Here is a 20,128-nt window from a genome sequence, read left to right as displayed (position 1 = left end):
GGCCGGGAGGGGCGCGGGTTGGTAGGAAGTCGTAACGCTTGCTACCTAGATCCAACTGATTGGCGCACTCAACCGGCTGGCACTTCAGACAGTCCGATTTCCTGCAAACCCGGCGGCCCGGCTCGCACCACCGGGCATTGCCGATGCACGAACCGGGACTTTTTATTCGCCTCTTCGCAATCCCCCGTAAACTGGGAACATGGTCAGTCTCTTCATCGCAATCGTTCTGACAGTGGGCATCTCATTCCTCTGCTCGCTTGCGGAAGCCATGATGCTGAGCACGACCGGTGCGGACATTGGGGTGCTCAAGCGGAAAAGGCCCGCCAGGGGTGCCTGTCTGGAGCGATTGAAGAATGGTTTCGAGGAGACCATGTCGACGATCCTGACGCTCAACACACTGGCGAATACACTGGGCTCCGTCGTCATCGGAGGACTGGCCACACGCATTTATGGCGACGCAGCGCTCGGGGCGATATCCGCCATTCTGACCATCGCCGTGCTCATATTCGCCGAATTTCTACCAAAGAGCATCGGTGTCAGCTACCGGCGAAAACTTCAGCCCGTGCTCGCCTATCCGCTGCACACGGCCTGCCGGATCCTGAGGCCCGTCAATTTCCTCAGCTCCCGGCTGATTCGCGCCTTCACCGGCCCGCGCCAGGAACAGGACAATCCCGACGAGGAAATCATCCTGCTGGCCGAGCGCGGTGCGCAACAGGGCGTGCTCACACCCAGCGAGTCGGACATCATCACGAACACACTGGCTCTCAGCGATGTTCGCGTGGCCGACATCATGACGCCCCGCACGGTGGTCACCGCCCTGCCGAAATCAGCGACCATCGGCGAAGTGTTCAACACCTACACCAACATACCCTTTGGCCGGATGCCCGTGTACGGTCGCAGCCTCGACGATGTCGTGGGCGTTGTGCGGCGGCGCGATCTTCTCAAGGCCAAGGCCGAGGACAGGGACCCTCTGACAGTGCAGCACCTCATGCAGGAGGTTCATTTCATTCCAGAGACCGCCTCCGCCGAGAACGCGCTTCAAGTCCTGCTCAAGAAGCACCAGCAATTGCTGGTTGTCGTGGATGAATTTGGGGCGACTGCGGGTGTGATCACCATGGAGGATGTCATGGAGCACATCCTTGGACGGGAGATTTTCGACCGGGATGATGTGGCTGTGGACATGCGGGAGTTTGCCCGATCAAAGGTGAATCGGCAGGGACAATTCCCGACGCGCCGGTCGCCCTCCCCGCTCCAGCCTCCTGCGCCAGCCGTCAACCCCAAGGATCACCTTAAAGACCAATGATCCCGATGGCAACCTGGGTTCACACGTGGGACCCCTTTCTCATAAAGTTCTCCGATAATTTTGGCATCCGGTACTACGGCCTCGCCTATGTTCTCGGATTTGTCGGCGCAGCCTGGATGATGATCCGCTACGCAAAAAGAGGACGCACCCGCATGACCGAGGCGCAGGTCAGCGACCTGATGATGGGCATGGTCTTCGGAGTTGTGATCGGCGGACGCCTCGGCTACTTTCTCCTCTACCACTTCGGAGAACTGGCAGCCAATCCACTCGTCCTTTTCAAGGTCTGGCAGGGCGGCATGGCCTTCCATGGGGGGTTGATCGGTGTCGCCGCCGCAATCGCCTGGACTGCCTGGCGACAGCAAATTCAGTTCAGCCACCTGGCTGACGTCGTCAGTTCAGTTGCAAGCCTGGGCCTGCTTTTCGGACGTATCGCCAATTTCATCAACGGTGAGCTCTGGGGTCGCGTCACCTCCGTGCCCTGGGCTGTCATTTTCCCTGCCAGCGATCCCACGGCCACCGACGTTGAACGGATTCTCCCGCGCCACCCTTCGCAGTTGTACGAGGCCTTTCTTGAAGGACTGGTCCTGCTGGTGTTCGCACAGTGGCGATTCTGGAAAACCGACGTCGTTGCAAGAGCCCCTGGTCGCCTCTGCGGTGAATACCTGCTCGCCTACGGTGTCGCCAGAATCGTCTGCGAGATGTTCCGCGAGCCGGACGCGACCCTTGTCCTCGGGCTCAGTCGCGGCACATTCTATTCGATTTTTGTGATGCTTGTTGGCGCCACCTTCCTTCTGCGGAGCCGTCGCAGGCACGCGTGACACGGACCGCGTTCCGAGTTCGCGGTCCTTTCAGAAACCGGGGTGCTTCTCGTCCGAAGGTCCGTTTTCCCAATGTGCTGCGGCGGGCATGTGTCACCGACCGTCCGCGCCGAAATCCCTCAAGCTGCGCCCGAGTTCATTGATCTCCTTCGCCAACTGGCTTCCTGGTGCCGCCGCAAGCGCCCTGCCGGCGTACTCCACGGCCTGCCTGGCCTCCCGAGCATGCCCGCCTTCGGCAAGCCGGGTGGAGAAGGGCCGAACCACCTGGTCAAGAAACGCGACGCCTGCACCCCGGGCATGTTGATTCACAATGTCGTGGAAGAGGCGCATCTGCTGCGAAAGGGGTTCCGAGCCGGCGGCCCTCGACAACTCTTCCGTCGCCTGTCCATAAACAAGGTCAGCCCGCTGAGCCTGAAACTTGCGTGCATTCAGTCGATCCTGATAGTCGGCGGCGCTCGATTCACCCCGAGCCCTCAACCGGCGGGCCAGCAGCGATGAAAAATGCTGGTTCAAATCCGGGTACTGCCGAAAGGCCAGCGAAGCCTCGCGAAGCGCGGCTTCGATTGTTGCGGGCGCGAGGAAAGCCGCCTCGCCCGCCGCGAGGTAGGTTTCCCACCCTGCAAGAAACCGCGGCTCGAAATTCACCGATCGTCGTGCAGCCACCGCCGCCGCCCTGGCATTGCCGCGTTCCAGAAGAACCTGCGCATAGCCGTCCTCAATGCGCGCCTGCCGAAAGCGCGGTGTCTTTCGAAAGGCTTCCGAAAGGAACCGCAGCTCGTGATCGGAAAGGTCGGCCCAGGTTTGCGGGTTGTGCGCCATGCCGGTCACGAGCTTCTGTTCCGCCAGGCGTCCCGCGTCGAGCTCCCAGCGCCCCCCGGCGTCGAGGTACCCAAACCACGCGTGGCGGCCGTCCAGTCCCGCGCCGCGAAAGATCATGCAGGGCACTCCGCGCGCCTTTGCGCACTGCGTGGCGAAATAGGCCTGGTCCACACAGATGCCGCCGGCGATCCGGATGCCTGGAAGCGTGTACTTCTCCTCCCCCCATACGTAGGCTCCCGACTCGGCCCGGTCCCGGCGGTAGTTGATTTCTGAATACGTCTCTTCAAGCCGGTTGATCGGCGTGCGCACGTTCGCCTGAGCCCAGGCCAGTTCCTCGAACGGCGCCGCCAGGTCCACCAGAAACCGGAGCTCTCCGACGCCGAGTGACGAAATGCGCTGCAGGCATCTCCCCTGTCGATCCGATCGGACAAAAAACTGAAATGCCTCAAGCGGGGGTGGAAGCCTCCTTTTCAAAGCGCCGGAAGGCACCTGCGCGTGAGGCCAGCCGGGCGGAGGCGGCACGTCGTAGACAAGCGCGATCGCCAGCGCCAGTTGCGAGTATGCCGCAAACGTGTCCTGACCGGCGTGAAAGAGCAGATCAAGTATTTCAAACACGCGCGGCAGGTTGTCACACGGCGAAAGCTGATCGAAGAACACCTCCATGAACCTTCTATTCGCGAGCACCCAGGAAACAAAATCCGTCTGAAGCGCGGCGCCGATCACCCGATCCTGCGGAACCCGGGATGCCTGCATGCCGGCGTGCCCGACGCCGGCACGGTTGATTGCATCGACCCAGCGCCGAAGGAAAGTCTCCTCGCTCTCCCCCATCAGACCCGCCCAGCGGCCGGCCAGAAGCCAGCCATTCAGGCGATCAGCACGCCCGGGCTCGCGCTGGTAGAGCGCCAGCACCTGCGATTCGATCAAGTCGGATGCGGCGCTCCACGATTCCGTCGCGCCGGTCTGGACGATCGCCGCAACCTCGCGCGGTCCCGGATCCCTGGCGAGCCAGGTTTCCGGAATCTGCCAGGCCGGCACGCGGCATGCTCCCGCCGCCAGCGCAAGAACCGCAATCCGGATTGGGGATTTGAAACGCGAAAGCATCACGGTGCCGGCTGCAAAAAAGGCCGCCATTCAGGCGGCCTTCGAGTGGGGATCCGTGGCCCTAGGTGGCCACGCCGGTGTCCGCGGCGGACGGGCTCGGCTCCTTTTGTTTGAACTCCAGCTTGTCGCCGTTGCGAATGACGAGGACGGTTTCGCCATCCTTCACATCCCCCCGCAGAAGCGACTCGGCCAGCGGATCCTCCAGGTAGTGCTCAACCGCGCGTCGCAGCGGGCGCGCACCGTATTTTTCGTCGTAGCCCTTCTCCGTGAGCAGCGCCTTGGCCTCCTCGGTGAACTCAAGCACGATCTTGCGCTCGACGAGGCGTCTGGCGAACTTCACCAGCTCGATGTCGACGATCTTGGTCAGATCGTTCCTGTCGAGCGGACGGAAAAAGATGATGTCCGAGATGCGGTTCAGGAATTCCGGCTTGAAGATGCGCTTGGCCTCCTCGAGCACCTTTTCCCTCATGCGCTCGTGATCGGAGAAGCTTCCGGAAGCGGCGCCGAAACCCATCGTCGTCTGGCGCTGGAGCAGCGCCGCACCGACATTCGACGTCATGATGATGATCGTGTTCCGGAAATCCACGGTGCGGCCGAGGGAATCCGTCAGACGGCCGTCCTCGAGAATCTGAAGCAGCAGTTGGAGAACGTCCGGATGCGCCTTTTCAACCTCGTCGAAAAGAATGACCGAATACGGACGACGGCGGACGGATTCCGTCAGCTGGCCGCCTTCCTCGTAACCGACGTAGCCGGGAGGGGAGCCGATCAGCCGGGAAACGGCAAACTTCTCCATGTACTCGCTCATGTCGATCTGGATGAGCGCGTCCTGGTTTCCAAACATCTGCGCCGCGAGCTGCTTGGCGGTCTCGGTCTTGCCCACTCCGGTCGGTCCAACGAACATGAAGGATCCGATCGGGCGCCGCGGATCCTTCAAGTCCGCGCGCGAGCGCCTGAGCGCCCTGGCGATCGCCACCGCGGCAGCCTCCTGCCCGACCACCACCTTGCGGATTTCGTCCTCGAGGCCAAGCAGGCGTTCGCTCTCCTTTTTCTCCATCCGCGAGAGGGGGATTCCGGTCCAGTCGGCGACGACCTGCATCATCAGATCCTCGTCGATCTCGACCCGTTTCTCCTCACGGGCCTTCTTCCATTGTTCAGTTATCTGCTCCTGCTTGAGCCGCAGCTGTTTTTCCTGGTCGCGAAACTTCGCGGCCTCCTCAAAATGCTGCGCGGCGATGGCCTGTTCCTTGCTGGCGCAGACCACTTCGATCTGCTTTGTGAGGTCCTCGACGTCCGGCGGCCGGCTGAGGGCGCCAATGCGGGCGCGGGCACCCGCCTCGTCCATGACGTCGATCGCCTTGTCGGGAAGAAACCGACCCGTGATGTAACGATCGGAAAGCTTGGTCGCAGTTTCCAGCGACTTGTCGCTGAAGATCGCCTTGTGGTGATCCTCGTACTTGCCGCGGATGCCCTTGAGGATCGTGATGGTGTCCTCGACGGACGGCGGCTCAACCTTGACCGACTGGAAACGACGATCCAGGGCGGAGTCCTTCTCGATGTACTTCCGGTACTCGTTCAGGGTGGTCGCCCCGATGCACTGAAGCTCTCCGCGTGAGAGCGCGGGCTTGAAGATGTTGGAGGCATCCATGGCGCCTTCGGCGGCGCCGGCGCCCACAATCGTGTGCATCTCGTCAATGAACAGGATGACGTTTTTCGCACGCCGGATCTCATCCATCACCGCCTTGATGCGCTCCTCGAACTGGCCGCGGTACTTTGTTCCGGCAACCATGAGCGCCAGATCCAGCGTGATGACCTTCTTGTCGAAGAGTATCTCGGGAACGATTCCATTGGCAATTTCCTGGGCCAGTCCCTCGACAATGGCCGTCTTGCCCACACCCGCCTCACCGATGAGCACGGGGTTGTTCTTCGTGCGACGGCAGAGAATCTGGACGACCCGCCGGATCTCGTTCTTGCGTCCGACCACGGGATCGAGCTCGCCCTTCCGGGCGAGTTCCGTCAGATCGCGCCCAAACGCCTTCAGGGCGGGGGTCTTGACGTCCTTCTTGCCGTCCTCGCCCCCTCCCCCGCGGGGAGACGGCGCCGCAGCCTCCTCACCGGCGGGAGGTGTGTCGGATGAACCGGAAAACTGGGGGTCGAGTTCGCGAAGGATTTCGTTGCGCGTGCGCTCGATGTCGACATCAAGCGACTTCAGCACCCGGGCCGCGACACCCTCCCCTTCACGCAGCAGACCGAGCAGAATATGTTCGGTGCCGACATACGAGTGGTTCAGCGCCTTGGCCTCCTTGCCGGCAAGCGCCAGCACTTTCTTCACCCGGGGAGTATAGGGAATGCTGCCCTGGGTCTTGGTCTCGGTGCCGGTTCCGACCTGCTTTTCGACCGCATTGCGCACCGTCTCCAGGTCGAGTCCCATCTTTTGGAGGACCGATACCGCGACTCCCTGGCCAAGCTTGATGAGTCCAAGCAGAATATGCTCGGTTCCAACATAGTTGTGATGGAAGCGATCGGCCTCCTTGCGAGCCAGCGCCAGCACCTGCTGGGCTCGAGGCGTGAAGTTGTTCATCGGTTCAGACATGGCGTGTAAAGGGATTCAGGGTTTGCATCAGTTCCTTCCAGCCGCGCCAAAACTCGGCGCGGGAAACCTGGCGAATTCTTCGCGGAGTTTGGCGGCGCGGGAACAGTCGCGTTCGCCCGCCTCGAGTCCGTGCTTCATGGCATGCTGGATGTGACCCGGCTGCGCCTCGATGAAGAGGCGGTCGATCACGGCCCGGGTCTCCTCGGGAAAAATCTGGAGGTCAACGCCCAGCCTCAGCAGTGAAAGCAGGTTCATCGCCTCGGCCGAATTCACGACATGTGAATTCTGGAGAATGCCGTAGGCACGCCCGATCTTGTCATGAAGCTTGCTGGCATCGGCCTCCAGCAGTTTCTGCCGGCCGTTGAGCTCGTGCTCGATGATGGACTGCAGGACGCTCTGCAGGCGCTTGATGATGTCCTCCTCCGCCTCGCCCAGTGTGGTCTGGTTGGAAATCTGGAACATGCTGCCCGAGGCATCCGAGCCTTCGCCGAAAAGTCCGCGCACCACCATGCCGAGCTGGTTGACGGCGCGAACCACCTTTTCCATCTGACCCGAAATCACCAGCGCGGGCAGATGCATCATGGCCGAGGCGCGCAGGCCGGTGCCGAGATTGGTCGGGCATGCCGTGAGGTAGCCCAACTGCGGGGAAAAGGCGTAGTCGAGTGATTCCTCCAGCGAACTGTCGAGGTCATTGATGGTCGACCACGCCTTTTTCAACTGGAAGCCCGCGCGAAGGACCTGGATGCGCAGATGGTCCTCCTCATTGATCATCACCGAGATGGTCTGGTCCTTGTTGATGACCACGCCGGAGCCCGACTTTGATCCGCTGAGTTCGCGGGAAATGAGATGACGTTCAACGAGGACCTGCTTCTGCAGGTCATCCATTTCCGAGATCCCCACGCTCAGACTGCGCTTCATCTGCGCGGCGGCGGACACCGCGCCGCGGCACGCGGCGAGGATCTCCGCGCGCTGGTCGGAATCAGCCCAGCCGGGAAACGAGCGGCCCGCAAGATTCCGCGCAAGGCGAATCCGCGTCATCAGCACGATCGCACACTTGCTGTTTCCCACGGAGTTCGTGAGCTCGGAAGGTGTGTCGATCAGCGATTCGATCGTCATGGCGCTAGCGCTCTTGCGCCGGCTTGTGATCAAAGGCTTGTTTGGCTTGGAGGATTTCATCGCGGTAGCGGGCTGCGTCTTCGTAACGCTCTGACTTGATGGCGTCGTCGAGGTCGAATTCCAGCTTGGTCAGTCTTTCATAGAGAGATTTCCGGGCTATGGCCCGCAGGGGCACCTTTCCGGCATGTGAGGTGCCCTTGTGCATTGATCCCAGCATCGGTTCAACCATCTGGGAGAATGTCTGGTAGCATTGCGGACAACCGAAGCGTCCGTGCTTCTTGAAATCCGCCTGGGTGAATCCGCATTGCTCACACCGCAAGCCCGCCGGCACAGGCGGTTCATTGTTGAGCGATGCCTTCATCAGCAAGTCCGCCAGCGAGAATCCACTGGGGTCCGTGACGCCCTTTGCCTGCGCACATTCCTCGCACAAATCCACCTTATGCACCTTGTTATTCACAATTTGCGTAAGATGGACAGTGGCCGACTTCGTGCAGAAATCACATTTGAGTGGGCTGGGCATAAGGCAATGATACCACACGTGCCGGAAATATCGACACGGCGAATACAAAATTGGACCGGACTAGGCACATTTTCGTGATTTGCTTCGCAAGCAACGTGCCAGTTGTCGCCGTTGACGCAAGCGCAGGGAGTGGAGGGAGTTCACCAATCCATTCAAGTTTCAACTGTGCAGGAAAGACGCAGGAGTGCGCCAACTGGCGCACCTTTCCGAATCGGCTGATTCGCCCCTTGTCCAGAACCTTCGAACCTAGAGGCGGGTACCGTCCCTCAAAACGGCCTTCCTGAAGGCCTCGAGCACACGGGCGAAAATCGGACCAGGCGCTCCGGTGCCAATCCGTCGTCCGTCAAGCTTGACGACCGGTATCACCTCGGCGCCAGTTCCTGTGAGAAAGACCTCGTCGGCGTTCCAGACATCATAGCGGGTCAGGTCATGCTCTTCGATTGGGATGCCCAGTTGGAGGGCCAGGTCAAACACCGCATCCCGCGTGATGCCCTTGAGCGCACCCTGCTGGGCAGCGGGGGTAATGATGCGGCCCTTGTGCACAATGAAGATATTGTCGCCCGTGCATTCGGCCACGAATCCCTGGTCATTCAACATGATCGCCTCGAGAGCGCCAAACTGCTTCGCCTCGATCTTTGCCAGAATGTTGTTGAGGTAGTTGAGCGACTTGATGGCGGGGCTCAACGCGGCGGGATTCACGCGGCGGGTGGGTACCGTCACAATCCCCAGTCCTTCGGTGTAATACTTTGCCGGGTACAGGGCGATCTTGTCCGCAATGATAAAAATCGATGGCTTGCTGCACAACCAGGGAGACAAACCCAGGTCACCCACACCTCGGGTTACAACCAGCCGGATGTAGGCGTCCTGAAGCTTGTTGATCCGGCAAGTCTCGCAAACCGCCTCACTCAACTCGCGGCGACTCCAGGGGAGGTCCAGCAGGATCGCCTTTGCCGAATATTCCAGCCGCTCGAGATGCTGGTCCAGACGGAACACATTGCCTCCATAGAGGCGGATGCCTTCAAAAACTCCGTCTCCATACAGCAGGCCGTGATCGAACACGGAAATCTTTGCCTCCGCCGCATCCACCCACGTGCCATCGAGAAAAATCTTCATTCTCCGACACGGTTAAAAGGCGCGCAGAGCTTTGTCCAGCTTCGCACGAATTTCGCGAATTCGAATTGCCATCGCAATTGAAATGCCAATTTCTTGATGCGTTATGCAAATCAAATTCATCTCAAGACACAATGCATTCACGCTCATTGAGCTTCTAACGGTTATAGCAATCATCGGCATTCTCTCGGCCATCATTGTTCCAACAATCGGAAAAGTTCGCGAAACCGCTCAGAGGGCGGTTGACGCCAGCAATCTCCGCGAAATCGGCAAAGCCGCGCTTCTTTACGCAAGCGATCACAATGACCGTCTTCCGGACCCAAGCATGGTGCCCGCACCATCCGTCACTGCACCGAGCAAATACTTCGTCTATCTGGGCCTTCTGGCCAAATATGGCGGCATAAACGAGGCGAGTCTCTTATTTTCGAAGAACGACAGCCTTTTTGACGGCTTTGCGCCATCCGGGATTCTCGATCCTGCCGATCCCACGAAAAACTCCCTCCACCCTGATCTGCTCACAAGGGTGCCGAGCATCAATTTTGTCGGCGGCCTCAAGGTAACAGATCCCTCCACCACCCCCCTCGCCTTCACCCGCGGCTTGACCGCCTCAGGAACCTGGAACGGAGTCGGCTCAACTGCAAACCTGGGCACCTACGGCGATCAGGGCGGCCATATCCTGTTCCTCGGCAACAACGTGCAGTATTTCAAGGACGTTGGAAACAAGCTGGTTGGAACCCAGGGGAACTTGACCTCTGATCTTCGTTCGACCGTCAAGGCAGGCGGCACACGACGGATCTACGGACTGGATTCCGGCAACACCATCGCTGCGGAAGATGGAATTCCCGGCACCGGCCTCTGACGGCAAAAGTGGCATCAACGTCGTCTGCCCCGACAAAGCGCCATGATTTCGGGGACATTGTAAAATCACGAAGTGTCGGACGATAACTCCTTGCCCGGCACCACTGAAACGATTGCGTTTCGGACGGTTTCGCGTCCTCAAAGCCATTCGCTCCTGCGGCAATCATGTCCGTCCTTCCAAGTCTCTCATCAACAACTTCAACCTACGTCATCGGACATCGGAATCCGGACGCCGATGCCATTTGCTCGGCAATCGCGTACGCAGCCTTCAAGGAAACCAGAGGGGAAACCGGATTCCAGGCAGCCCGCTGTGGGAATTCGAACGCCCGCATCGATGCGATCCTCAACCGTTTCAACCAACCGCTGCCCCTGTATGTGAGCGATGTCACGCCTCGCGTGCGCGATGTCATGGTTTCCGAAGTCATTTCCGTGGCGGAGAATGCAACTTGCTCGGAAGCCCTCGCCCTGATCGACAAGCACGATGTGCGATTGCTGCCCGTGGCCACTCCCGATCGTCGCGTTGTCGGAACCATTTCTATCTTTCAACTCGGCGGATTCTTCACCCCTCGGGTCAAGGAAGCCCGCGAAATGCGAAAGGTCCGCACAAGCCTGAACAATCTGACCCGCGCCCTTGGCGCACGCGTGATTCACTCGGTCCGTCCGGACGACTGCGAGGAAATGTTCATCCGCGTTGGTGCCATGGATGTCCGATCCTTCTGGAAAGTCGCCCAGGACGAGGGAATCCCCGCAACGCAGTCGATCATCATAGTGGGAGATCGCTGGGACATCCAGCAGCGCTCCCTGCAGATCGGCGTGCGCGCGATCGTCGTAACGGGGAACCTGGGAGTCGACGACGAGATCATCGCCCAGGCGAAGGCCCGCGGTGTTTCCGTGCTCGTGAGCCCCCATGACTCCGCCAACACGGCATGGGTCATCCGCACGGCTTCCACCATAGACAGTCTGGTTGACAGGAAATACTCCTCGGTGACGGCGGATGCGCGTCTGAGCGATCTGCGCAGGAAATTCTCCACGTCCAGCACGGGCACCTTCATGGTGCTCAACGACGAAGGCAGGCTTCAGGGAATTCTCACCCGGGCGGATATCCTGAAGCCGGTGCGCACGAGGCTGGTGCTGGTGGACCACAATGAATTGACACAGGCCGTGCCCGGAGCGGGCGAGGTCACAATCACTGAAATCATTGACCATCACCGGCTCGGCGCAATGAACACCCAGCAGCCGATCCTCTTCCTGAATGAACCTGTCGGTTCGACGTGCACCATTGTGGCCGATCTTTTTCGTCGGGAGGGACTGACGCCATCCGCTTCAATCGCAGGCGTCATGATGGGCGGCATCATTGCCGACACGCTTCATCTGAATTCTCCGACAGCAACGGAAAAGGATGCGTCCATCCTCTCCTGGCTCAGTCGGATCGCCGGCGTGAATTCAAGTGCGCTGGCTGACTCCATCTTCAGCTCCGGTTCGGTCATCCTCGCAAATCCCCCTGAGGTCGTCATCCGCTCCGATTTCAAGGTCTACGAGGAAAGCAGCGTCCGCTTCTCCGTGTCCCAGGTGGAGGAACTGGGATTTGGAAATTTCTGGAATCATGCCCGCGCGATCATCAGCGCCTTGGGAAAGGTGCAGACCGAGGAGTCTCTCCTTTTCTCGGCGCTGCTTGTCACCGACATCAACACCCAGAATTCGCTTCTGCTCGTGAAGGGCGACTTCGATTTCATCTCCCGCATCAGTTATCCCCATGTCGAGAAGGACGAGATTTTCGACCTACCGGGAATTGTCAGCCGCAAGAAGCAGCTCATCCCCTACCTCTCCGGAATCCTTCGCGAAATGCAGGGTGGCGCGGCCGCCGCAGCTCCATCCGCTGCCGGAAGTAACACTTGATTTCGCCTGAAGACGGCGAAGACTTGTTGTCCAACTTCCTTACCAGCGTTTCCCGTGAGCAAAAAACCGACAGTTCTCGAAGACAAGAAAGACGCCTCAGGCGCTCCCGATCCCGCGCGGCATCGCAATGCTCCGATCAACAAACTGCTGACGGTTGAACAGAAGATCGAGATGTACCGAAAAATCGTGCGCATCCGGCGATTCGAGGAACGCAGCCTCCGTTCGTACCTGAAGAAGCAGATCGGCGGGTTTCTTCATCTCTACATCGGTCAGGAAGCGCTGGCCGTCGGGTGCTGTTCGCTCATGGGCAGGCATGACCACATCATCACGGCCTACCGCGATCATGGCCACGCCATCGCGGTCGGCATGGATACAAAGCCGCTGATGGCAGAGCTCTACGGAAAAGTGACGGGCTGCTCCAAGGGCAAAGGCGGTTCCATGCACTACTTCGACCCTTCCCGCAACTTCTGGGGCGGACACGGCATCGTCGGCGGACAGGTGCCGCTTGGCACCGGCCTCGCCTTTGCGTTAAAGTACAAGGGCGAAAAGGGTGCCGCCATGGCTTTCATGGGCGATGGTGCGGTCAATCAGGGTGCTGTCCATGAGTCCTACAATCTGGCTGCGCTTTGGGATCTTCCCGTCGTCTTTGTCATTGAAAACAATGGCTACTCCATGGGCACCAGCCAGGATCGTTCGTCGGCCGGCGACCTCGCCCGGCGCGCCGAGGGCTATCACATGGAGTGGGCAAGCTGCGACGGCTACGACCTGTACGAGGTGAGGTCAGTCATGAACGAATACCTCACACGCGCGCGCGAGGAATCGAAACCCGCGGTTGTTGAAATCAGGACGTACCGCTACCGCGGACATTCGGTCGCAGATCCAGACAAGACCTATCGCGACAAGTCCGAGATCGAGGAATACCAACGCACCAAGGATCCGATCATGCACAATCAGGGCGTTTTCCGTGCCGAGGGGGTTCTAACCGATGCGCTGATTGAATCCATCGATGCCGAGGCCCGGGCGGAAGCCGACGCCGCCGCAGATTTTGCGGACGCAAGCCCCTTCCCAACCGTGGAGGACATCCAGAAGGATGTCTATTGGGAGGCCGACAACCCTGACCGCCGGACGTCAGAAGGCCGTCTTTTCTTCGAGTAGGTTTTCACCGAGCCACCACCTTTTTCCCACTTTACCGTGCCAGTCATCACCTACCGCGAAGCCCTGCGTCACGCCCTTACCGAGGAACTCGATCGTGACCCCAACGTCGTCATCATGGGCGAGGAAGTCGCCCAATTCAACGGCGCCTACAAGGTCACGGAAACCCTCCTCGCCAAGTACGGCCCCAAACGAATCCTCGACACGCCGATCAGTGAAGCTGGTTTCATCGGCATGGGAATCGGCGCCTCAATGCTCGGCGTACGACCCGTCATGGAACTGATGTTCTGGTCCTTCTACTCCGTCGCCTTTGACCAGATCCTCAACAACGCGGCCAACGTCCGATACATGTCCGGAGGGCAGATCAACTGCCCGATCGTTATCCGTGGACCTGCCAACGGGGGCACCAATGTCGGCGCAACACACTCCCACACGCCTGAAAACGTCCTCGCCCATCACCCTGGGGTGAAGGTCGTCGTTCCATCCACACCCTACGACGCGAAGGGTCTCCTCAAGTCCGCCATCCGCGACAATGATCCGGTGTTTTTCCTCGAAAACACCATGCTCTATGGGGACAAGGGCGAGGTTCCCGATGGCGAATACCTGATTCCGCTGGGGAAGGCGGACATCAAGCGGACGGGCACGGACCTTTCCATCATCACCTACGGACGCTCGGCGATGCAGTCCCTGGTCGCCGCAGACCTGCTCGAAAAGGAGCACGATATTTCCGTCGAAATCGTCGACCTTCGCTCGATTCGGCCACTCGACATCGACACCGTGCTCGCTTCGGTGGCTCGCACACATCGTGTGCTCATTGTTGAGGAGCAGAGCCCTTCGCCAGTGTGGGTTCACAACTGGCCTTCATGATCCAGCGCGAGGCTTTCGATGAGCTCGATGGCCCGATCCACAGGCTGGCCACAGTCGATGCCCCTGCGATCTACAGCCCGCCCGTTGAAATCGAGCAGCTTCCCAATCCCCAGCGAATCCTGAGAGCCGCGCTCGCAGCGGTCGCCTAGAACCGCAGCCTCCCGGCAACACACCCCGCATCCAGAAAGCAACCGATCTCTTCATTACAGACCATGGCTCAAATCATCGACATGCCCAAACTCAGCGACACCATGACCGTGGGCACGCTGGTCAAGTGGCTGAAGAACGAGGGCGATGCCGTCAAGAATGGCACGATGCTGGCCGAGGTTGAGACCGACAAAGCCACCATGGAGCTGGAGTGTTTCTTCGATGGAACACTTCTGAAGATATTCGCCCCTGCCGGCTCGCAGGTCGAAATTGGCGCTCCGCTCTGCGCAATCGGCAAGGCAGGGGAAAAAGTGGAAGTACCCGCCGGCAAGGGCACGGTAAAAGCAGAGGTTGCCCCCCCCCCTCAAAAGTCTGAACCGCCCCCGGCAAAGCTGGAGCCTGCCGCCTCCGGCGCCTCGCCGGCCGATTCCGCTCCAGCTCACGCTGTTGCTGCCAGCACTTCGGCACCAGCGCAACCGACGTCTTCCGCCGCTTCAGCTCCGACCGAAGGACAGCGCCTTCGCATTTCCCCTCTCGCAAGAAAACTCGCTGCGGAAAAGGGAATAGATCCGGCTCGCGTCTCAGGCTCGGGTCCCGGTGGGCGAGTCGTCCGCGCCGACATTCTCGCAGCAGAAAAATCGGGCTCGACCAAATCCGGAGCTCCTGCAGCCCCTCGTTCCTCGTCAACGCCGGCCGCATTCTCACTTTCCGCCAAGGGATCGATCCAGGAGGAACGCACCGTCACAGTGTCCACGATGCGCGGTGTCATCGCCAGGCGCCTGCTGGAATCCAAGACCCAAATCCCGCATTTCTACCTCGATGTCGAAGTCGATGTCGGCCCGTTGCTTGCCCTGCGCCAGCAGCTCAACTCCGCGCTCGAAAAGGAAGGCGTCAGGATCTCGGTCAACGATTTCATACTCAAGGCCTCGGCTGAGGCCTTGCGCCGTGTGCCCGCCGTCAATGCCTCCTGGGAACAGACCCAGATCCGCTATTTCGGAGCGGCCCACGTCTCATTCGCGGTCGCGATCGAGGATGGCCTGATCACGCCCGTCATTCGCGATTCACACCTCAAGTCCGTTTTTGCCATCAGTTCGGAAGCGAAGACGCTGGGGAAACTGGCCAAGGAAAAGAAATTGAAGCCCGACCAGTTCACAGGGGGAACATTCTGCGTAAGCAATCTGGGCATGATGGGCATCGACAGGTTTTCAGCCATCATCAATCCGCCCAACGCCGCAATCCTCGCCGTTGGTACGACAGTCAAGAAGCCGGTTGTGGAGAACGATCAGATCGTCGTCGGTCAGCGCATGACCCTGTCCCTGTCATGCGATCATCGCGTGGTCGACGGAGCGGTTGGAGCACAGTTCATGAGCGCACTTCGCGAGCTTCTGGAGAAGCCTTCCCTGCTGCTGCTCTGACGGCCCCGGGGGCCGAGACCGTTTGCATCTGCGGCATTAGTGCAGCGCCCTGTTGCCGCACGCCCGGAATCTGCTATACTGCGGGAAGCCCGTTTCCGCATGAAAGCCTCCCTCTGCCTCGCTCTCTGCCTTGTCGGCGCGGCCTCGACGCCACTGGCCGCCGCTTTCACCTCAATCAAGTTTCACCCTGACAATCCGCTCCCCGAATTTCCACTCGTCCTGATCAGCGATGGGGTTTCGCATGGTGAGGTTGTGATGGCCATCGGCGTCAGCGCCGAAGGCAAACTCACGGACTGTCTTCCGCTCGCGTACACCCACGAACCCTTCGTGAAGGCCTGCGAGGATGTGCTCAGGCAATGGAAATTCACTCCAGCGCAGGTTGATGGTGCAAGCGTCGGCGTGAAGGTGGAGCTTACCTTCAATTTCGAGCGCACGGGATACATCGAATCAAACCGGATGAACATCACCAAGAACTTCATCTCGGGCCGCCAGTCTCACCGGCTTTCGCAGCGGTTGATCGAAGCCAGCCAGCTCGACAGTCCGCCCAGGGTGGTCTCCACGGTGAATCCAATCTACCCGCGCGACGCGAAAAACGACGGTATCCGGGGTTCCGTGCGAGTGAGCTTTTACATCGACGAAAACGGCAGGGTGCGGCTCCCGTCAGTCTCATCGAACTCTCATCCGTATCTGGCCGACATCGCGGTGGACGCGCTGCGTTCCTGGCGTTTTCAACCCGCCACCTATCGCGGCAGGCCGGCAGTCGTCGCGGCCGCCCAGGACTTTCGCTTCGGAATGGAGCCGTGACCCGCCGGCAGGGACCCTCAGCCAGACGCTTGCCGGCGATCTTATCGGAGGCGCGATCAGCCTGCGTCAGATCCAATTTCCGGCTGCGGCGGCGGCCGGTCATCGTCCGCACCGGCACCGATCCCGTAAAATTTGACGCCGCGAACAATCTTCTCCCGACCACTTGCCAGACGCCACTTGTTCGTGTCGCGCAGCGAATAGACACAGCCGCAGTACTCCTGCTGGTAGAAATTCTCCCGTTTCGCAATTTCCACCATGCGTGCGGCACCGCCCTTCTTCCGCCAGTTGTAAGTCCAATACGACATCCCCGGATACCGCGACGCCGCCCTCACCCCGCTGTCGTTGATCTGATCCATGTTCTTCCAGCGGGAAATCCCCAGGCAGCTGGTGATGACATGAAAACCGTGCTCGTGCGCGTAGAGCGCGGTGCGCTCAAACCGCATGTCGAAACACATCGTGCAGCGCGCCCCTCGCTCCGGCTCCCATTCAAGTCCTTTCGCCCGTTCAAACCAGTTGTCCGTGTCGTAGTCGGCGTCGACAAAGGGAACCTTGTGCTTTTCCGCAAAGCGGATGTTTTCCGATTTGCGCAGTTCGTACTCCTCCCGTGGATGTATGTTCGGATTGTAGAAAAATATCGTGTACTCAATACCGGCGGCGTGAATCGCCTCCATCACCTCGCCGGAACAGGGCGCGCAGCAGGAATGGAGGAGCACTTTCTTGTGTCCGTCCGGCAATTCCAACCTGCCTCTTGTCGGGTCATTCTTCATCGCTGCAGTGTGCCAAGGCATAGAAGCCGAATCACCGGCGGTCAACCCGCGACACGCGGCGAGCGCCCTGCATGATTCCCAAGCCAGGCTGTTGAATTGATCCGCGAGATCGGCAGGATGTGCCCTGATCCCATGAGACAGCCGCTGCTTTCACTCGCCTTGATCCTCGGGGGTTTCGCCATTGCGCCCCAGGGTGCCCGGGCCGCGGAAGTCACGGTCTTTGCCGCAGCGAGTCTCTCGGACGCGCTCGTTGCCATCGCAAGGCGGTATGAGCCTGCTTCGGGTGACAGGATTCGCTTCAATTTCGGCGCATCCAGCATGCTGGCGCGTCAGATCAGGGAGGGCGCTCCTGCGGATGTGTTTTTCTCCGCCGACGAGGCGAAGATGAGCGATCTGGCCAAGGAGGGAATGATCGATCCGGCAACGCGAGCCACGCTGCTTTCGAACACCCTGGTCATCGTGACTCGCATAGACGCGGACATTTCCATAGCCCGTCCGCTGGATCTTCTGCTGGCGTCCGTGCGCCGCCTTGCGATCGCGGAGCCGGATACGGTTCCGGCTGGCATCTACGCCCGGGAGTATCTTCAGAAGATCGGCCTCTGGAAACAGCTCGCTCCGAAACTCCTGCCAGCGGAGAATGTTCGCAGCGCACTCGCCGCAGTCGTTGCCGGCAACGCCGATGCAGGCATCGTCTACAAGACTGACTCCCTCATTTCGAAGGAAGTCAGGGTTGTCTGCGAGGTTCCGGCAAGCGAAGGACCAAGGATAAGCTATCCCATCGCGATTCTCAGCGGTTCGCGCCACCCCGCCGCAGCCGCTGCATGGGTCAATCATCTTTCCAGCCCCGAAGCGCGCGCGGTGTTTTCCCGCTTCGGATTTCTTCCACCCGGCCACCGAAAGTAGCGTTTTTCCATCCCGGATCTGCGGGCATGCGAATGAGAAGTCGCCCTCGGTTGCAATTGCGGAATCGCAAACCTTCGCTCGATCCCTCAGCATCGTACTCAAAATCCCGACAGGCCATATCAGCCGTCAGGCGGAATGTCTCCTCATACACTCGAACCCACCATGAACCGGCGCAAATTCCTTCACACATCGGCTGCGGCAACTGCCCTGCCATCGCTTCCCAGCGTCATCAGGTCCGCGGACTCACCGGCCGGAAGGAAATTCCGAACCGCACTGATTGGATGCGGTTGGTGGGGCAACAATATCCTCCACGAAGCCATGGCGAGCGGCGCCTGCGAAATCGTTGGCCTCTGCGATGTCGATGCCCGCCAGTTTGAACCCACTCTCAAGCACGTCGCCGAGGGAACGGGCGAAACACCCCGAACCTACCGGGACTACCGCGATCTGCTCAATGAGTGCAAAGCCGACATCGCCATCGTTGCCACACCCGACCACTGGCACGCCCTGCCCGCAATCGCAGCCGTTCGGGCAGGGGCTCACGTTTACGTCGAGAAGCCGATCGGCCACACTGTCATGGAAGGTCGCGCCATGGTGAACGCAGCTCGCGCGGCTGGCAGGATTGTGCAGGTCGGCACGCATCGGCGCGTCTCGCCGCACAACATCAGCGCACGCGAATTCATTCGTTCGGGCGGAATTGGCGAGATCGGCATGGTGCGCTGCTTCGTCGCGCAGGGAGGCGGTCGCGAAACTCCACTGCCCAACGTGGACGTCCCCAGGGAGCTGGATTGGGACATGTGGTGCGGGCCGGCCCCCCTGCGTCCTTTCAACGGCGGCGATCCCCGAAACCCCAGGGAGGGAAATGGAATCCGGGGCATACACCCCCGCGGATTCCGCAACTACCTGGACTACGCCAACGGCACCATTGCCGACTGGGGTGTGCACTGGTTCGACCAGGTGCTTTGGATTACAGGTGAAAAGTATCCAACCCACATTTACTCAACCGGCGGCCGGCCGATTGCAGGCCCTACCGTCCTGTCTGCAACCGAGCAAACCAGCGACGCCCCGGATCACCAGCTCGCCACCCTTCGATTCAGCCGCTTCGACGTCCAATGGGAGAACCGCCGTTTTGCCGGAAACGGAGTGGCCAAGGGCGAGGCCATCGGCTGCTACTTTTTCGGAACCAAGGGCATCCTGCACCTCGCCTGGCGCGAGGGATGGACTTTTTATCCGGTCAATTCCAAGGACGCCTTGATCACGGAAAAGGCGCATTTCGACCCTCCCGATTTCCACAATATCCGCGAACTCTGGGCGGACCTGATCCGTGCAATCCGAACGGAAACCATGCCCGCCTGTGACATCGAAGCGGTTCACTTCTCAACCAATATGTCCCTGCTTCCAATGATCTCGATGAAACTGGGCCGCAGCCTGCAATGGGATGGCGCGAAAGAGCGTGTCATCGGTGACGACGCCGCAAACAAGCTTCTTCGGCGCGACTATCGCAAGGGTTACGAATACCCGATGGTCTGAAGCGCCCTCAACCCGAGGACAAGACCGGGGGTGGCCTGCGCCTGCCAGGTAAAAAGAAAAAACCCGGCGTTGCCGCCGGGTTTTCAGTCACCCTCGGAACGCAGTCTACACAACCAAAGTCAATTCGCGCGCAGTGCGCAGCGTGCCCGCGCCATACCCAGCCATTGCCGGCGCACCTGCTGCTGCGATACCAACCGGCTTCTTTTCCTCGCCAGCGATACTCCTGCCTTTGATTCCCAAATGAAACCCGTCCGCGTCCTGATAGCCCGCAGGTGCGCGCCTGACGGCGAACGCAACAACCAGGCTGCTGAGGAAGAACAGGATGATGATCGAGAAGAGGATGGGAAACATGGGAGAAGCGGGTTGGAAGTTTTGGGAACGACTGTCGGTCCGATGCGATCACTCTATCGAATCG

At 60.0% G+C, this 20,128-nt stretch carries 16 protein-coding genes and 1 pseudogene; 10 read left to right on the top strand and 7 right to left on the bottom strand.

What is annotated here, in order from left to right; genetic code table 11:
• Nucleotides 1-199 precede the first annotated feature (199 nt).
• Together HS122_13520 and HS122_13515 are read left to right on the top strand one after the other, a co-directional pair.
• The gene (locus tag HS122_13520) at nucleotides 200-1,303 is read left to right on the top strand and encodes an HlyC/CorC family transporter (protein ID MBE7539416.1); all 1,104 of its coding nucleotides are present in this window, start codon (nucleotides 200-202) and stop codon (nucleotides 1,301-1,303) included.
• Nucleotides 1,300-2,121 carry a prolipoprotein diacylglyceryl transferase gene (locus HS122_13515; protein MBE7539415.1) on the top strand — a complete coding sequence of 274 codons (822 nt, stop codon included), beginning with the start codon at nucleotides 1,300-1,302 and terminating at the stop codon, nucleotides 2,119-2,121. Before HS122_13520 ends, HS122_13515 begins: the two co-directional genes overlap by 4 nt.
• A gap of 93 nt (nucleotides 2,122-2,214) precedes the next feature.
• On the opposite strand, the gene HS122_13510 is transcribed toward HS122_13515, so the two are convergent.
• The 5 genes from HS122_13510 to ilvE all read right to left on the bottom strand — a co-directional run bounded on the left by HS122_13510 (nucleotide 2,215) and on the right by ilvE (nucleotide 9,380).
• Complete coding sequence (locus HS122_13510; GenBank protein MBE7539414.1) at nucleotides 2,215-4,071, bottom strand: hypothetical protein; 1,857 nt, start codon at nucleotides 4,069-4,071, stop codon at nucleotides 2,215-2,217.
• 31 nt (nucleotides 4,072-4,102) lie between these two features.
• Nucleotides 4,103-6,619, bottom strand: a complete 2,517-nt coding sequence (locus HS122_13505; GenBank protein MBE7539413.1) for an ATP-dependent Clp protease ATP-binding subunit — start codon at nucleotides 6,617-6,619, stop codon at nucleotides 4,103-4,105.
• Nucleotides 6,620-6,658: 39 nt separating this feature from the next.
• Complete coding sequence (locus HS122_13500; protein MBE7539412.1) at nucleotides 6,659-7,747, bottom strand: protein arginine kinase; 1,089 nt, start codon at nucleotides 7,745-7,747, stop codon at nucleotides 6,659-6,661.
• Between the two features lie 4 nt (nucleotides 7,748-7,751).
• Nucleotides 7,752-8,267, bottom strand: coding sequence for a UvrB/UvrC motif-containing protein (locus HS122_13495; protein MBE7539411.1), 516 nt, complete (start codon nucleotides 8,265-8,267; stop codon nucleotides 7,752-7,754).
• 246 nt (nucleotides 8,268-8,513) lie between these two features.
• A complete protein-coding gene (gene ilvE, locus HS122_13490) occupies nucleotides 8,514-9,380 on the bottom strand; it encodes a branched-chain-amino-acid transaminase (protein ID MBE7539410.1) in 867 nt (288 codons plus the stop codon).
• A gap of 103 nt (nucleotides 9,381-9,483) precedes the next feature.
• On the opposite strand from ilvE, the gene HS122_13485 reads away from it, so the two are divergent.
• The 6 genes and pseudogenes from HS122_13485 to HS122_13460 all read left to right on the top strand — a co-directional run bounded on the left by HS122_13485 (nucleotide 9,484) and on the right by HS122_13460 (nucleotide 16,516).
• The gene (locus HS122_13485; GenBank protein ID MBE7539409.1) at nucleotides 9,484-10,236 is read left to right on the top strand and encodes a type II secretion system protein; all 753 of its coding nucleotides are present in this window, start codon (nucleotides 9,484-9,486) and stop codon (nucleotides 10,234-10,236) included.
• Nucleotides 10,237-10,400: 164 nt separating this feature from the next.
• Nucleotides 10,401-12,131, top strand: coding sequence for a putative manganese-dependent inorganic diphosphatase (locus tag HS122_13480; protein ID MBE7539408.1), 1,731 nt, complete (start codon nucleotides 10,401-10,403; stop codon nucleotides 12,129-12,131).
• A 171-nt stretch (nucleotides 12,132-12,302) separates the two neighbouring features.
• Nucleotides 12,303-13,286: a pyruvate dehydrogenase (acetyl-transferring) E1 component subunit alpha gene (gene pdhA, locus HS122_13475; protein ID MBE7539407.1), complete on the top strand. Its 984-nt coding sequence runs from the start codon at nucleotides 12,303-12,305 to the stop codon at nucleotides 13,284-13,286.
• A gap of 36 nt (nucleotides 13,287-13,322) precedes the next feature.
• Nucleotides 13,323-14,299: pseudogene (locus HS122_13470) on the top strand (alpha-ketoacid dehydrogenase subunit beta).
• 63 nt (nucleotides 14,300-14,362) lie between these two features.
• A complete protein-coding gene (locus tag HS122_13465; protein MBE7539406.1) occupies nucleotides 14,363-15,712 on the top strand; it encodes a pyruvate dehydrogenase complex dihydrolipoamide acetyltransferase in 1,350 nt (449 codons plus the stop codon).
• A gap of 99 nt (nucleotides 15,713-15,811) precedes the next feature.
• Nucleotides 15,812-16,516, top strand: a complete 705-nt coding sequence (locus tag HS122_13460) for a TonB family protein (GenBank protein MBE7539405.1) — start codon at nucleotides 15,812-15,814, stop codon at nucleotides 16,514-16,516.
• A gap of 56 nt (nucleotides 16,517-16,572) precedes the next feature.
• Here HS122_13460 and HS122_13455 read toward each other — a convergent pair whose 3' ends face one another.
• Nucleotides 16,573-17,283, bottom strand: coding sequence for an epoxyqueuosine reductase QueH (locus tag HS122_13455; protein ID MBE7539404.1), 711 nt, complete (start codon nucleotides 17,281-17,283; stop codon nucleotides 16,573-16,575).
• Between the two features lie 132 nt (nucleotides 17,284-17,415).
• Between HS122_13455 and modA the strand changes: the two genes are divergently transcribed.
• Both modA and HS122_13445 read left to right on the top strand, forming a co-directional pair.
• A complete protein-coding gene (gene modA, locus HS122_13450; protein ID MBE7539403.1) occupies nucleotides 17,416-18,186 on the top strand; it encodes a molybdate ABC transporter substrate-binding protein in 771 nt (256 codons plus the stop codon).
• A gap of 162 nt (nucleotides 18,187-18,348) precedes the next feature.
• Nucleotides 18,349-19,713: a Gfo/Idh/MocA family oxidoreductase gene (locus tag HS122_13445; protein MBE7539402.1), complete on the top strand. Its 1,365-nt coding sequence runs from the start codon at nucleotides 18,349-18,351 to the stop codon at nucleotides 19,711-19,713.
• 105 nt (nucleotides 19,714-19,818) lie between these two features.
• Here the strand turns inward: HS122_13445 and HS122_13440 are convergent, their stop codons facing one another.
• Nucleotides 19,819-20,064, bottom strand: a complete 246-nt coding sequence (locus tag HS122_13440; GenBank protein ID MBE7539401.1) for a hypothetical protein — start codon at nucleotides 20,062-20,064, stop codon at nucleotides 19,819-19,821.
• Nucleotides 20,065-20,128: the final 64 nt, after the last annotated feature.

It is taken from the genome of Opitutaceae bacterium (assembly GCA_015075305.1).
GTDB lineage: Bacteria > Verrucomicrobiota > Verrucomicrobiia > Opitutales > Opitutaceae > UBA6669.
Note: the sequence above shows the minus strand (reverse complement) of the source record. Positions and strands in the feature narration are given on the sequence as shown.

Excerpts from the sequence above, each read along its gene's own strand:
- HS122_13520 (MBE7539416.1), top strand. The coding sequence starts at position 200 with ATGGTCAGTCTCTTCATCGCAATCGTTCTGACAGTGGGCATCTCATTC.
- HS122_13515 (MBE7539415.1), top strand. The coding sequence starts at position 1,300 with ATGATCCCGATGGCAACCTGGGTTCACACGTGGGACCCCTTTCTCATA.
- HS122_13510 (MBE7539414.1), bottom strand. The coding sequence starts at position 4,071 with ATGGCGGCCTTTTTTGCAGCCGGCACCGTGATGCTTTCGCGTTTCAAA.
- HS122_13505 (MBE7539413.1), bottom strand. The coding sequence starts at position 6,619 with ATGAACAACTTCACGCCTCGAGCCCAGCAGGTGCTGGCGCTGGCTCGC.
- HS122_13500 (MBE7539412.1), bottom strand. The coding sequence starts at position 7,747 with ATGACGATCGAATCGCTGATCGACACACCTTCCGAGCTCACGAACTCC.
- HS122_13495 (MBE7539411.1), bottom strand. The coding sequence starts at position 8,267 with ATGCCCAGCCCACTCAAATGTGATTTCTGCACGAAGTCGGCCACTGTC.
- ilvE (MBE7539410.1), bottom strand. The coding sequence starts at position 9,380 with ATGAAGATTTTTCTCGATGGCACGTGGGTGGATGCGGCGGAGGCAAAG.
- HS122_13485 (MBE7539409.1), top strand. The coding sequence starts at position 9,484 with ATGCAAATCAAATTCATCTCAAGACACAATGCATTCACGCTCATTGAG.
- HS122_13480 (MBE7539408.1), top strand. The coding sequence starts at position 10,401 with ATGTCCGTCCTTCCAAGTCTCTCATCAACAACTTCAACCTACGTCATC.
- pdhA (MBE7539407.1), top strand. The coding sequence starts at position 12,303 with ATGTACCGAAAAATCGTGCGCATCCGGCGATTCGAGGAACGCAGCCTC.
- HS122_13465 (MBE7539406.1), top strand. The coding sequence starts at position 14,363 with ATGGCTCAAATCATCGACATGCCCAAACTCAGCGACACCATGACCGTG.
- HS122_13460 (MBE7539405.1), top strand. The coding sequence starts at position 15,812 with ATGAAAGCCTCCCTCTGCCTCGCTCTCTGCCTTGTCGGCGCGGCCTCG.
- HS122_13455 (MBE7539404.1), bottom strand. The coding sequence starts at position 17,283 with ATGAAGAATGACCCGACAAGAGGCAGGTTGGAATTGCCGGACGGACAC.
- modA (MBE7539403.1), top strand. The coding sequence starts at position 17,416 with ATGAGACAGCCGCTGCTTTCACTCGCCTTGATCCTCGGGGGTTTCGCC.
- HS122_13445 (MBE7539402.1), top strand. The coding sequence starts at position 18,349 with ATGAACCGGCGCAAATTCCTTCACACATCGGCTGCGGCAACTGCCCTG.
- HS122_13440 (MBE7539401.1), bottom strand. The coding sequence starts at position 20,064 with ATGTTTCCCATCCTCTTCTCGATCATCATCCTGTTCTTCCTCAGCAGC.